The sequence below is a fragment of the Zhongshania marina genome (assembly GCF_002915595.1).
In the GTDB taxonomy this organism is placed as follows: domain Bacteria; phylum Pseudomonadota; class Gammaproteobacteria; order Pseudomonadales; family Spongiibacteraceae; genus Spongiibacter; species Spongiibacter marinus_B.
The window spans coordinates 64,159-76,654 of sequence record NZ_PQGG01000010.1 but is presented as its reverse complement, the minus strand read 5'-3'; the positions used below and the strand labels follow the sequence as shown (position 1 = coordinate 76,654).

Genomic DNA, 12,496 nt, shown 5'->3' with positions numbered 1-12,496 from the left:
GTAGTGAAATTTTCCGGTAGTCATATTCTCTCTATCAGCCAGTTTGATCGCAATGACATTGAGCGCGTCTTTGAGGTCGCGGATCGTATGGTGCCATATGCTCATCGCGAACGTGTAACCAAGGTGCTCGACGGTGCGATTTTAGGCAATATGTTTTTTGAGCCCTCTACACGAACGCGGGTAAGTTTTGGCTGTGCTTTTAATTTGCTCGGCGGTGAGGTGAGGGAAACCACGGGGTTTGAAACCTCTGCAATTGCCAAGGGTGAATCACTTTACGACACCGCACGGGTACTGAGCGGTTATAGCGATGTAATTGTAATGCGGCATCCCGTGTCTGGTTCGGTGGCAGAGTTTGCGGCGGCGAGTCGGGTGCCGGTCATGAATGGCGGCGACGGTTCAAACGAGCATCCCAGCCAAGCCCTGCTAGATTTATACACCATACGCAAAGAATTACAGCATCAAGGCCGCAGTGATTTGGACGGCTTGCGGATAGCGATGATTGGCGATTTAAAATATGGCCGTACAGTACATTCACTTTGCAAATTATTATGCTTGTATAAAAACGTAACGGTAGTACTCATTTCGCCAACCGAGCTAAAAATGCCAGAAGCGATTGTTGAGCAACTTAGGCAGGCAGGCCACACCGTGCAAGAATCCGATGTAATGGAAGGCAGTATTTCGAAAGTCGATATTGCCTACTCTACCCGCATTCAAGAAGAGCGCTTCGCGAGCCCTGCTGAGGCGGATTTGTATCGCGGCCGCTATCGTTTAAATCAGTCTATTTACACCCGCTATTGCGAACCCAATACGGTCATTATGCACCCGCTGCCACGGGATTCGCGCACCGAGGCCAACGAGTTAGACAATGATTTAAACGACAATCCAAATTTGGCGATTTTCCGTCAGGCCGACAATGGCGTACTGGTGCGTATGGCCTTGTTTGCATTGACATTGGATGTGGCTGATCAAGTGGATAAAGCTGCCCGCGATGTGAATTGGTATACCGAGCGACGTTTTTAATTTTTAGTTTTCTGCTCTACGGAAATGTTGATGGCTGATTTTGAACGCAAAGATGTAGAAATTGACGAAGACCGCGCAGCATGGCGCGGTTTTTTTCAGGTGCGGGCATTGCGTTTGCGTCATCGCTTGTTTGGCGGTGGTTGGGGAAATTGGTTGAGTCGCGAATTATTTATGCGTGGCCCAGCGGTGGGCTTACTTCCCTATGATCCGATCAACGATAGCATTCTAAAGGTAGAGCAATTTCGCGTTGGGGCGCTTAGTCGTGCCCAAAGTCCGTGGTTGTTGGAATTGATTGCGGGCATTATCGACACCGATGAAAGCCCCTCTGAGGTGGCCCGCCGTGAAGCCAAAGAAGAGGCAGGCTTAGATATTGGTGAAATGCAATCCATTGCCGAGTATTACTCCTCGCCAGGTGGCAGTGATGAATATTTTTATTTGTATTGTGGGCGCGCCGATTTGAGTAATGCCGGTGGCTATTTTGGACTCGCCGCTGAAGGGGAGGATATCTACGCTCAGGTGATCCCGTTTGCCGACGCGATGGTGATGCTCGACACCGGTAAAATAAATAATGCCCACAGCATTATTGCTCTGCAGTGGTTGCGTGCGCACCGCGATGAGTTACGTAAGCGGTGGCTAGCGTGAGTGAGGTGGCCGTAAAGCCAAAGAAACAGCGCGGCTTACTGCGCTCGAGTTTATTGGTTAGCGTGATGACCCTGTTGTCGCGGGTATTGGGCCTTATTCGCGATGTGGTGATCGCTATATTTTTAGGTGCCAGCAGTAATGCCGACTGCTTTTTTGTTGCCTTTAAAATTCCTAATTTCTTGCGACGTTTATTTGCTGAGGGGGCTTTTTCTCAAGCCTTTGTACCGGTGCTATCCGAATACCATGAAAACGGCAGCAAGGAATCCGTTAAGTTATTAATTGACCGCACAGCGGGGGCGCTGGGTGGGGTATTGCTGCTAGTGACCTCGGTAGCGGTGATTGCCGCGCCGCTGGTGGCAACCTTGTTCGCACCTGGTTTTCGCGATGATCCCGCTAAGTTTCAACTTACCTCGGATATGATTCGGATCACCTTTCCGTATCTGTTTTTAATTTCGATGACGGGCTTTGCCGGCGGTATTTTAAATACCTTTGGTCGCTATGCGGTGCCTGCCTTTACGCCGGTGTTACTGAATGTTTGTCTGATTGTATCTGCGCTTTATATGTCGTCCTATTTTGCTGAGCCGGCAATGGCTTTGGCGTGGGGTGTGTTGATGGCCGGCGCCGTGCAACTGGTATTTCAATTGCCATTTTTGCAGCAGATTCAAATGCTGCCTCGCCCCCGTTGGGATTGGCACAACGAGGGTGTACAAAAGATTGTCACGCTGATGATTCCGGCGCTCTTTGGGGTGTCGGTGAGTCAGATTAATTTGCTGCTCGACACCATACTGGCGTCATTTTTACCCACGGGCAGTATTTCGTGGCTGTATTATTCTGACCGCTTAGTGGAATTGCCGCTGGGGGTGTTTGCGATAGCGATTGCGACGGTGGTCTTGCCCAATTTGTCTCGGCAGCGCGCAGGCGGGAACGAGGCGGCATTTGCGTCAACGCTGGACTGGGGCTTGCGCAGTGTCTTACTTATGGCGGTGCCCGCCGCAGTTGCGCTGATGTTACTCGCTGAGCCGATCTTAATTACCCTGTTTCAGTACGGCGAGCTGAAAATGAGCGATGTGGAAATGTCTGCATTAAGCTTGCGTGCCTATACCTTGGGCTTAATTCCCTTCATGCTGATTAAAGTGCTGGCCCCTGGTTTTTACGCCCGCCAAGACACCAAGACCCCAGTGCGTATAGGCATCATTGCGATGGTGGCAAATATGGTGATGAATATCGCCTTGGTGATTCCGCTACATCATTACTGGCAGGTGGGGCATGCCGGTTTGGCCCTCGCCACTGCAGGTTCGGCGTGGCTCAATGCGGGCTTACTGTACCGTGGCTTGCGTCGTGCGGCTGGGTTTACACCCTTGCCGGGCTGGGGCCGCTATTATTTGCAGCTGCTGTGTGCGGTGGTGGCAATGAGTGCCTGCTTGTATTTTGGCCTGCAGTGGTTCGACGGGTGGCAAGGCTGGAGTGTGTGGGAACGAGCCCTTCACTTATTAGCCCTATGCTTAGCCGGTGGTGCTGCCTATGTAGCAGTGATGCTGATCTGCGGTTTACGTTTACGCGATATAAAGGGCAGCGCGGCGCATTAAGATGGTTTTATTGCGCTGGCTTTGGCGAGTATTCGCCACCAGCGGTAAGAGTCACAAACACTGGCGTTTTAGTCGGGCACAACACTAGGCTATAATCCCTCGCTTTGCTGGGCAAAAAGACGGTCGCATGGAGTTAATTCGCGGATTTCAACATTTTCGCCCCCGTCATCGTGGTTGCGTGGCTACGATTGGGGCGTTTGACGGTGTGCATTTGGGGCATCAGGCTGTGTTGCGCCAGTTAATTGCCAAGGGCCGTGAAATGGGCCTGCCATCTACCGTGGTGCTATTTGAGCCGCTGCCAAGGGAGTTTTTTTCCCCCGATGAGGCTCCCGCGCGCTTGATGAGTTTCAAAGAGAAATTTATTGCGCTGCGTGAGTTAGGCATAGATCGCGTGATGAGAATCCGCTTCACGCCGGATTTTCGCGATATGACCGCGAACGAGTTTATACATAAATTGTTTGTCGCGGGTCTGGGTGTTAAGTACATCGTGGTGGGCGATGACCTGCGGTTTGGCCGCAATCGCAGCGGCGATTTTGATCTACTGCGCAAGTTTGGAAAGATTGACGGTTTTGAGGTTGTCGACACCTCAACGCTGGAAGTGACTGGCGAGCGCGTTAGCAGTACCCGAATTCGCGAGGTATTGGGCAGCGCTGATTTTGAGTTGGCGGAGCGCCTACTTGGCCGGCCTTATAGTATTTCTGGGCGAGTTATTGTCGGCCAGCAGCTTGGGCGTACTATTGGTACGCCCACCGCAAATATGGAATTGCATCGTTTGCGCTCGCCCTTGTCGGGGGTCTTCGCAGTTGAAGTACACGGCGCGGATAGTGTCATGCGGCCTGGGGTTGCCAATGTTGGCGTGCGGCCAACGGTAGGTGATTTGTCCAAGGCGATTTTAGAAGTCCATATATTAGATTTTAAGCAGAGCATTTACGGCCGGAATATCAAAGTCGTGTTCCGTAAAAAACTGCGGGAAGAGCATAAATTCGATGGGCTTGATGCCCTAAAGGCGCAAATTGCGCGGGATGTTGAACAGGCGCGACGCTATTTTGATCTCTAGCCCGACCCTTCAATGAAATACCGATTACTTTGGAATAGTTAGTACAGCTATATGAGCGATTATAAGCACACCCTGAATTTACCCGAGACCAGTTTTGCGATGAAGGCGAATCTGTCGCAGCGCGAACCGACCATGCTGAAACGTTGGCAGGAAGAGGGTGTGTATGAGCAAATTCGCCAGGCCCGTGCCGGCCGCGAGAAGTTTGTTCTGCACGATGGCCCTCCGTATGCAAACGGTGATATTCATATCGGCCACGCGGTAAATAAAATTCTCAAAGATATGATTGTGAAATCGAAAACCCTGAGCGGTTTCGACGCGCCCTATGTGCCCGGTTGGGACTGTCATGGTTTGCCGATTGAGTTAAATGTAGAAAAGAAAGTTGGCAAAGCAGGCCATAAAGTCGATGCGGCAACTTTCCGTGAGAAATGCCGCGAGTACGCGTATAAGCAGGTCAATGGTCAACGCGAGGACTTTAAACGTCTGGGTGTTTTTGGTGACTGGGACAAGCCGTATTTAACAATGGATTTTGGCTTTGAAGCCAATATTATCCGCGCCCTCGGCAAAATCGTAGAAAATGGCCATATGCACAAGGGCTTTAAACCAGTGCATTGGTGTATGGATTGCGGTTCGGCTTTGGCCGAGGCCGAAGTTGAATATAAGGACAAAACCTCGCCAGCGATCGACGTGGCCTTTGCGGCGGTTAACCGCGATGCGGCAATTAGCCAAGGTGGTTTGCCAGCAGGCATTGACGGCGAAATAAACTTAGCCATTTGGACCACCACCCCGTGGACCCTGCCCGCTAATATGGCGGTGTGTTTGCACCCCGACTTAGATTACGTGTGGGTTAGCTTTAGCCGCGAAAATGGCGACACAATGGTGTTGTTATTAGCTGAGGCGCTACACGAATCTACACTAGCCCGTTACGGTGTAGAAAAGTTTGAGATAGTAGGGCGTTGCAAAGGTGCGGCGCTAGAGAACCTTCAATTACAACATCCGTTTTACGGGCGTCAGGTTCCCGTTATTTTGGGCGACCACGTAACGACCGATGCCGGTACCGGCGCGGTTCACACAGCACCCGCACATGGTCAAGATGACTTTGTCGTGGGCAAACAGTACGGCTTAGAGGTGTATAACCCAGTTGCTGCAAACGGCACCTTTTTAGAAGGTACCGAGTTATTTGAAGGGCAGCACGTATTTAAAGCGAATGATAATGTGATCGCGACCCTGACTGAGCGTGGTCGCTTGCTTCACTGCAAGCATTTTGAGCACAGTTACCCACATTGCTGGCGCCATAAAACTCCGATCATTTTCCGTGCTACGCCGCAGTGGTTTGTCAGCATGAAGCAAAATGGCCTGCTCGATATGGCGATGGCTGCAGTCGATACCGTGAATTGGACGCCCGGCTGGGGCCGCGCGCGTATTGAGTCGATGATGCAGGAGCGGCCAGATTGGTGTATCTCGCGTCAGCGTACTTGGGGCGCGCCGATTGCCTTGTTTGCCCACAACGATACTGCAGAATTGCATCCCCGCACCGCTGAACTGATTGAGCAAGTGGCGACGCGTGTTGAAGCCGGTGGTATTCAAGCGTGGTTTGATTTGGATGCGGCCGAACTATTGGGTGACGAAGCGGCGCATTACAGCAAAGTGACGGATACCTTAGATGTGTGGTTTGATTCCGGCGTAACCCATTACGCGGTATTGTCGCAGCTAGAGAATTTACAATTCCCTGCAGATTTATATTTAGAAGGTTCGGATCAGCATCGCGGTTGGTTCCAGTCATCTATACTGACGTCCATCGCAACCCGCGGCGTAGCACCTTATAAAGGTGTACTAACCCACGGTTTTACAGTGGATGCGCAGGGCCGCAAAATGTCGAAGTCGGTGGGCAATGTTGTTGCGCCGCAAAAAATCATGAACACCCTCGGTGCGGATATTTTGCGGCTGTGGGTCGCGGCAACGGATTACCGCAATGAGATGACGGTTTCCGACGAAATCTTTAAGCGCACGGCAGACTCCTATCGCCGTATTCGTAATACAGCGCGTTTCTTGTTGGCAAATATGGCTGGTTTTGAACCGACAGAGCATGCGGTTGAACAGTCGGAAATGTTGGCGCTGGATCGCTGGATTGTGCACCGCGCAGCGGTGCTTCAAGACGAAATTGTTGCCGCATACGACGCCTACCAATTCCATATGGTTTACCAAAAGCTGCATAACTTCTGCGTGTTGGAATTAGGCGGTTTTTATTTGGATATTATTAAAGATCGTCAGTACACCACCAAGGCTAACAGCCTGCCACGGCGCTCGGCGCAAACGGCGCTCTACCATATTGCCGAGGCACTTACCCGCTGGATCGCACCAATTTTGAGCTTCACCGCAGACGAGTTGTGGGAGCATTTGCCCGGCGAACATAGCGGCACCGTGTTTGCTGCCGAATGGTATTCCGGCCTAAGCAAGATGCCTGCAGACGGTGATATGGGCGATGCATTTTGGGACACCGTGCAGGACGTTAAGTCAGCGGTGAACAAAGTCTTAGAAGGTGCGAAAAAAGACGGCTTTGTGGGCGGTAGCTTAGCGGCAGAAGTCACTTTATTCTGCGACGAGTCATTGATGACGACGTTGAATGCCTTAGGCGATGAGCTGCGTTTTGTATTGATTACCTCAGCGGCGCGGTTGGCGCCTTTGTCGACCGCTAATGAGGCGATCACAACTGATGTTGAAGGCTTACAAGTTCGTTTGGCGGCAAGTGACGGCACCAAGTGCACGCGCTGCTGGCATCACCGCGAAGATGTGGGGCAGTCTTTAGCGCACCCTGAATTATGTTTCCGTTGTATCGATAACGTCGATGGCGATGGGGAAGTGCGTTTATATGCATGAGCCCGGGGTAGACAGCGAGATGGCAGCGGAGCGTCGCAGCCGCGTTTTTTGGTTGCTGGTTGCCGTTGCCGTTATTATGCTTGATCAAGTCACTAAATACTTTGCGAATACGCAATTGGACTATGCCAATCCAGTAGAAATATTGCCGGTGCTGGATATTACGCTGCACTATAATCGCGGCGCCGCATTTAGCTTTTTAAGTGATGCCGGCGGTTGGCAGCGCTGGTTTTTTACCGCGATTGCCCTAGTCGTGAGCGGCTATATATGCGTGTGGCTGATGCGTTTAAAACGCGAGCAATGGTTACTGTCCTTTGCATTGGCTTTGGTACTTGGTGGCGCGCTGGGTAATTTGTGGGACCGCATGTATTTTGGCCATGTTGTCGATTTTATTTCTGTGCACTGGGGGGCGAGTTACTTTCCCACCTTCAATATTGCGGACGCGGGTATCAGTGTCGGCGCCTGCCTTTTATTGCTCGATATGGTGTTAAATCCCGAGCCGAAAAAATCAGCGTAAGCGCTGTATGGAATTGTGTTGATCATGACGAATACGAGCATTACAGAAGGCAGCAAAATTAGCCTGCATTTTTCCCTGAGCATTGTCGACGGTGACGAGGTAGATTCTACTTTTGGCGGTAAGCCCGCGACCTTTGTATTTGGTGACGGTAGTTTATTGCCGGGAGTCGAGGCCAAATTATTGGGCCTGACCACCGGAGCCAAAGAAACTTTTACCTTGGCACCTGAAGATAGTTTTGGGCAGCGCAATCCAGCCAATATTCAGCGTTTTCCGCGCAGTCAATTTGGCGCTGACATGGTACTTGAGGAGGGCTTGGTTATTTCCTTTGCCGATGCTGCCCGCGCTGAGTTGCCTGGGGTGGTGAGCGAGATTGGTGAAGATCACGTGATGGTGGATTTTAATCATCCGCTGGCGGGAAGAAATTTAGCTTTTCGCGTTGAAATTTTAAGTGTCAGCGCACAGGCTGAGACCAAGTCATAATGAAGTCTGCAAGTGAGTAGCTTGCACGGGGTGAAGTAATGAGTGGCGCTAGCGACAGAATGCAAATCAAAATGGCCAACCCCCGCGGGTTTTGTGCCGGTGTTGACCGCGCCATCGAAATTGTAAATCGCGCTTTAGATGTATTTGGCGCGCCGATTTACGTGCGCCATGAAGTCGTCCACAATAAATTTGTAGTAGAAAATTTACGCCAACGCGGTGCGGTATTTGTTGATGAACTAGACGAAGTACCAGACGATAAAATCGTGATTTTTAGCGCCCACGGCGTATCGCAAGCAGTACGCAGCGAGGCAGAACGCCGCGGCCTTAAAGTTTTCGACGCTACTTGCCCGTTAGTGACCAAAGTCCATATGGAGGTTGTGAACTTTAGTGGGGCTGGTCGCGAATGCGTCCTGATAGGTCACAAAGGTCACCCCGAGGTTGAAGGAACCATGGGGCAATACGACGCTTCGCAAGGTGGTGATATATACCTTGTTGAAGACGTTGAGCAAGCGCTAGCCTTAGAGGTGAATGATCCCGATCATTTGTCTTATGTAACGCAAACCACATTGTCTATGGATGACACGGCGGCGGTGATTAAAGCGCTGCGCAGCAAATTCCCCAATATCGAAGGGCCCCGCAAAGACGATATTTGCTATGCAACGCAAAATCGTCAAGATGCCGTAAAAACCTTAGCTGAGCAGGTAGATATTGTGTTAGTTGTTGGCTCACCCAATAGTTCGAACTCTAATCGACTGCGTGAATTGGCTGAACGTATCGGCTGCCGCGCCTATTTGATTGATAGTGAAGAAGATATTGATTCTGCGTGGTTAAGTGGGAATCCAAAAATTGGTATCACCGCGGGCGCCTCTGCGCCTGAAGTATTGGTTAGCGCCGTCATAGAGCGGCTTTGTGAGCTTGGCGCATCGGCGCCCGTAGAGCTGGATGGGCGCCCGGAAAACATCACCTTCTCTCTGCCTAAGGAGCTGCGTTTAGTTGAGGTATCTTGAGTGCATTAGCACTCGTCAATATCTACTTTAACCATACGCAGACGTCCGCCAATACTTAAAATAATCTGATACCCTCTATCTAGCTGCTCTGTACACACAGTAATAGTGCCAACTTGGAATGCTCCACTGGCGGTGTGAGCACTGCCGTCAGGATGAAATTTTATATAATTGGCAACCCAGCGGTTACCGCTAATCTGGCTATAATTTTGCGGTGTTGCGCGGTAAAGAACTTGTTCGCCACTATTTAGTTCACCATTTTCATTATTATCTAAAAACACCTCAACACCATTTTGCCAATTGCCATCGGTATTCCACACGCTGACGTGACTACTGCGCATCACTGCGCTTGCTCGGGCGCTGCTTAGTGTTTGAAATAATGTCAGTGCAGATGAGCGCAGCCGATGACTTTGTAGAGTTTCATATAGCGATGGTACGGCAACAAGACCAAGAACAGCAGTAACCGCCAGTGTCGACAATAGCTCAATGAGCGTCATTCCCTGAGTTTTCATCACAGACTCCTTTCTATGACTCACGGTTATCATAAAAGGGAAGTTGGAGCGTGTCTAATAGCTAGGGCTTACCGTTGGTCGCTATATCGCTACCGTATATCTGAGTAGTGCTGATCTTGCCTGAGCTTTGCGTTAGGGTTCAGAGTGGCATAAATGGTTATGCTGCGGGCATCAAAAGTTTGAGCGCTGTTAGAGATGGGGCAATTTGTGGGACGCAGAATCGCAATACAAGGTTTTAGCTTGATTGAATTGTTAACGACTATGGCCGTAATTGGGGTGCTCTTTGGTATTGCTGTACCTAATTTTTCGTCCTTTATCGAGAGCTCGCGAGCCCGTGCAGACATACAGTCCTTGAGCCAAAGTTTTGTTACCGCTAAATCAGAGGCAGTTGCGAGATCAGCGGTCGTTATTGTCAGCGCAACTGGCGGTAACTGGAAAAATGGTTGGCGTAGTTGGGTGGATCTTGACGCCGATGGCAACCTTGATGATGGCGAGGTTTTGTCAACGGTCAAGGCTTTAAAAAGTGGTGCTGCGTTAACAGTGAGTAGAAGTGGGAGTGGGGTTAGCACGTTTTCATTCGATGCCAATGGATTTTTAGTTGGCACCCTGCCGGTGTCTATTAGCTACCGCACTTCACCTGAATACTGTGCTAGAGATCGCGATGTACAAATTAGTGCCAGTGGGCAGATGAGGATAGTAGAGAGGGACTGCTCATGAAGAAAGTTAGGGTGGCTGAGCTTCGTAGTCATCAATTAGGCGTTACTTTGGTAGAAGTGCTTGTCGCGGTATTGATTACAGCTACCGGTGTACTGGGCGCGGCTGCATTGCAGCTGAATTCTGTGAAATTTAATCAGGCTGCAAATACACGTTCAGCAGCGGTTTTTTTAGCAAGTGATATGGCGGATAGATTGCGGGCTAATAGATCGCTGGCAATAGATGGTAGTTATGACCTCACGATGGACGCGACTGTCCCAAAGGGCAATGCAATTAACATCGTCGATCAACGCGAATGGTTGACTGAATTAAGTCTTCGCTTACCAAGTGGAGACGGCTCGATATCCCGTGATGACACAGTATTTACTATTACTGTTAGATGGAATGAGGCCAGATTGTCTGGAACGCGCGAAGACGGTGCCGGTGATTTAGAAACCTTCGTTTTTGTCACGGAGTTGTAATGTTGAAAATATCGAACAGCAAATTTCGAAATCGCGGTTTCGGTCTCGTTGAGCTGATGATCTCTATCGGTCTCGGGCTGGTGCTTAGTACGGCGGTAATTCAAATATTTGTTGCTAGCAATAGTAGCTCTAAATTGCAGCAATCCTTGGCGCAGGTTCAAGAAAATGCGCGTTTTGCAATGAGAGTTATCGGGCAAGATGTACGTATGTCAGGAAATATGGGGTGTATGTCTTTTGATGGCGGAGTCGACTCTGTTGGACCATCAATTACAACTAACGCGCTGCCTGCGAGTGCTGTTGATTTTGACGCCAGCACGGCATTTGTTGGACAAGATGATTTGGCCAGTGGGAATGCGCTTGGGGCGGTGGTTGGAACAGATTCAATACAGATTAAAAAAGCATCGAAAGAATTTATTCGCATGGATTCGACAACGACTGCATCGGCAACGGGGATTACCATAAATGATAATAGTCTGGGCTTTGTTGAGGGAGATTATGTTTTGGTGAGTGACTGCCAGAGTGTAGATATTTTTCGCGTAAGCAATACCCCCTTGGCAGAAGGTAAGGGGGCTACTGAATTAAAGCATGCCGCAGGCAAAAAAAATTCATCGGCTAGTCTAGGTAAACTATATGGCGTCGATGCTGATATTTTTGCATTTGAAACAATAAATTATTTTGTTAGAGATACTGGCCGGACAACCCCTGGGGGAAAACCAATAAATGCGCTATATGTTCAGCAGACAATCGCAGGCTCAGGCGGGGTGATGAGTGCCGCAACTGAGTTGGTTGAAGGCGTTGAAGATATGCAATTTATTTATGGTGTTGACACAGACGCTTCAGCAGTGGAGCGAGATGTAGATGAATATCGCGATGGTGCAGCAGTAAGCGATTGGTCTGATGTCCTTAGTGTGAAGATTGTTTTGCAAATGGTTGGCTCTGAAGACAATGTTGTTGGTACTACCGGCAGTACTAATGCGCAAAGTGTCGTAGATGTCAGTGGTGATGTGATTGCCAATGATGATGGCCGTCTGCGGCAAATCTTTACCAATGTATTTGTAATCAGGAATAAAGTGCCATGAGGAAAGTGTTTAAATCATCTAGCATTATGGTTGGCCAGCGTGGCGCTGCCTTGATTGTTAGCTTGGTGTTCATGCTTATCTTAACCATTATTGGCGCCGCATCTATGCAATCCGCTACCATGCAGGAGCGTATGGCCGGTAATGCGAGAAACGTAGAGCAAGCATTCCAAGCTGCGGAAGCTGCTTTGCGGCAGGCCGAAGATGAATTGAGTCAAACGTCGGTCGGCCCTTTTAATGGTAGTGGTGGATTGTATTTGTGGTGTGCCGATCCGACGGATAGCCGTGTCGCTTGTAAAGCACCGGATTGGAAAGATCGCGATTTAAAAGGTTGGAAAGCAGTAGCAGCAGACACGGTTGTAGGAGTCAGCCAACAACCTGATTATATTATCGAAGAGTTAAATACTTTTGCTGATTCTAGTGCTGCTTTGGACTCAGATAAAATGAGCACCATGGCTTTCTATCGGGTGACAGCCCGAGGTTATGGTTCTAGTGATCGAAGTATGGTTGTGCTCAGTATTATGTACAAACGTGGCGGAAATTAGGCGCCGGAGAA

General features: G+C 49.8%; 13 protein-coding genes. 12 read left to right on the top strand and 1 reads right to left on the bottom strand.

Going from position 1 to position 12,496, the window contains the following annotated elements; genetic code table 11:
• Positions 1 to 3: 3 nt before the first annotated feature.
• The 8 genes from C0068_RS04515 to ispH all read left to right on the top strand — a co-directional run bounded on the left by C0068_RS04515 (position 4) and on the right by ispH (position 9,180).
• Positions 4 to 1,020, top strand: coding sequence for an aspartate carbamoyltransferase (locus C0068_RS04515; RefSeq protein WP_103683297.1), 1,017 nt, complete (start codon positions 4 to 6; stop codon positions 1,018 to 1,020).
• A 30-nt stretch (positions 1,021 to 1,050) separates the two neighbouring features.
• A complete protein-coding gene (locus C0068_RS04510; protein WP_103683296.1) occupies positions 1,051 to 1,662 on the top strand; it encodes an NUDIX domain-containing protein in 612 nt (203 codons plus the stop codon).
• Positions 1,659 to 3,248 carry a murein biosynthesis integral membrane protein MurJ gene (gene murJ, locus C0068_RS04505; RefSeq protein WP_269844878.1) on the top strand — a complete coding sequence of 530 codons (1,590 nt, stop codon included), beginning with the start codon at positions 1,659 to 1,661 and terminating at the stop codon, positions 3,246 to 3,248. The genes C0068_RS04510 and murJ overlap by 4 nt, the downstream gene beginning before the upstream one ends.
• A 127-nt stretch (positions 3,249 to 3,375) precedes the next feature.
• The gene (gene ribF / locus C0068_RS04500; protein WP_103683295.1) at positions 3,376 to 4,305 is read left to right on the top strand and encodes a bifunctional riboflavin kinase/FAD synthetase; all 930 of its coding nucleotides are present in this window, start codon (positions 3,376 to 3,378) and stop codon (positions 4,303 to 4,305) included.
• Between the two features lie 51 nt (positions 4,306 to 4,356).
• Positions 4,357 to 7,179, top strand: coding sequence for an isoleucine--tRNA ligase (ileS, locus tag C0068_RS04495; protein ID WP_103683294.1), 2,823 nt, complete (start codon positions 4,357 to 4,359; stop codon positions 7,177 to 7,179).
• Complete coding sequence (lspA, locus tag C0068_RS04490) at positions 7,172 to 7,693, top strand: signal peptidase II (protein WP_103683293.1); 522 nt, start codon at positions 7,172 to 7,174, stop codon at positions 7,691 to 7,693. The genes ileS and lspA overlap by 8 nt, the downstream gene beginning before the upstream one ends.
• A gap of 24 nt (positions 7,694 to 7,717) precedes the next feature.
• On the top strand, positions 7,718 to 8,173 hold the full coding sequence (gene fkpB, locus C0068_RS04485) for an FKBP-type peptidyl-prolyl cis-trans isomerase (RefSeq protein WP_103683292.1): 456 nt from the start codon (positions 7,718 to 7,720) through the stop codon (positions 8,171 to 8,173).
• Positions 8,174 to 8,232: 59 nt separating this feature from the next.
• Entirely contained in the window at positions 8,233 to 9,180 is a 948-nt protein-coding gene (gene ispH / locus C0068_RS04480) for a 4-hydroxy-3-methylbut-2-enyl diphosphate reductase (RefSeq protein ID WP_103683384.1), read from the top strand.
• A gap of 5 nt (positions 9,181 to 9,185) precedes the next feature.
• Here ispH and C0068_RS04475 read toward each other — a convergent pair whose 3' ends face one another.
• A complete protein-coding gene (locus tag C0068_RS04475) occupies positions 9,186 to 9,689 on the bottom strand; it encodes a GspH/FimT family pseudopilin (protein ID WP_158249912.1) in 504 nt (167 codons plus the stop codon).
• Between the two features lie 207 nt (positions 9,690 to 9,896).
• Here C0068_RS04475 and C0068_RS04470 point away from each other — a divergent pair, with 207 nt between their 5' ends.
• Genes C0068_RS04470 through C0068_RS04455 form a run of 4 tightly spaced genes read left to right on the top strand, consistent with a single transcriptional unit; the run spans position 9,897 to position 12,485 of the window.
• Positions 9,897 to 10,406, top strand: coding sequence for a GspH/FimT family pseudopilin (locus tag C0068_RS04470; RefSeq protein ID WP_158249911.1), 510 nt, complete (start codon positions 9,897 to 9,899; stop codon positions 10,404 to 10,406).
• On the top strand, positions 10,403 to 10,864 hold the full coding sequence (gene pilV / locus C0068_RS04465; protein WP_103683289.1) for a type IV pilus modification protein PilV: 462 nt from the start codon (positions 10,403 to 10,405) through the stop codon (positions 10,862 to 10,864). Before C0068_RS04470 ends, pilV begins: the two co-directional genes overlap by 4 nt.
• Positions 10,864 to 11,943 (top strand): PilW family protein, encoded by a 1,080-nt coding sequence (locus C0068_RS04460; protein ID WP_103683288.1) that lies wholly within the window; start codon positions 10,864 to 10,866, stop codon positions 11,941 to 11,943. The genes pilV and C0068_RS04460 overlap by 1 nt, the downstream gene beginning before the upstream one ends.
• Complete coding sequence (locus C0068_RS04455) at positions 11,940 to 12,485, top strand: pilus assembly PilX family protein (RefSeq protein WP_103683287.1); 546 nt, start codon at positions 11,940 to 11,942, stop codon at positions 12,483 to 12,485. The genes C0068_RS04460 and C0068_RS04455 overlap by 4 nt, the downstream gene beginning before the upstream one ends.
• The last annotated feature ends 11 nt before the right edge of the window (positions 12,486 to 12,496 follow it).

What these genes read in the sequence shown, in the direction of transcription:
- C0068_RS04510 (WP_103683296.1), top strand. Translation starts at nt 1,051, where the DNA reads ATGGCTGATTTTGAACGCAAAGATGTAGAAATTGACGAAGACCGCGCA.
- ribF (WP_103683295.1), top strand. Translation starts at nt 3,376, where the DNA reads ATGGAGTTAATTCGCGGATTTCAACATTTTCGCCCCCGTCATCGTGGT.
- ileS (WP_103683294.1), top strand. Translation starts at nt 4,357, where the DNA reads ATGAGCGATTATAAGCACACCCTGAATTTACCCGAGACCAGTTTTGCG.
- lspA (WP_103683293.1), top strand. Translation starts at nt 7,172, where the DNA reads ATGCATGAGCCCGGGGTAGACAGCGAGATGGCAGCGGAGCGTCGCAGC.
- fkpB (WP_103683292.1), top strand. Translation starts at nt 7,718, where the DNA reads ATGACGAATACGAGCATTACAGAAGGCAGCAAAATTAGCCTGCATTTT.
- ispH (WP_103683384.1), top strand. Translation starts at nt 8,233, where the DNA reads ATGCAAATCAAAATGGCCAACCCCCGCGGGTTTTGTGCCGGTGTTGAC.
- C0068_RS04475 (WP_158249912.1), bottom strand. Translation starts at nt 9,689, where the DNA reads ATGAAAACTCAGGGAATGACGCTCATTGAGCTATTGTCGACACTGGCG.
- pilV (WP_103683289.1), top strand. Translation starts at nt 10,403, where the DNA reads ATGAAGAAAGTTAGGGTGGCTGAGCTTCGTAGTCATCAATTAGGCGTT.
- C0068_RS04460 (WP_103683288.1), top strand. Translation starts at nt 10,864, where the DNA reads ATGTTGAAAATATCGAACAGCAAATTTCGAAATCGCGGTTTCGGTCTC.
- C0068_RS04455 (WP_103683287.1), top strand. Translation starts at nt 11,940, where the DNA reads ATGAGGAAAGTGTTTAAATCATCTAGCATTATGGTTGGCCAGCGTGGC.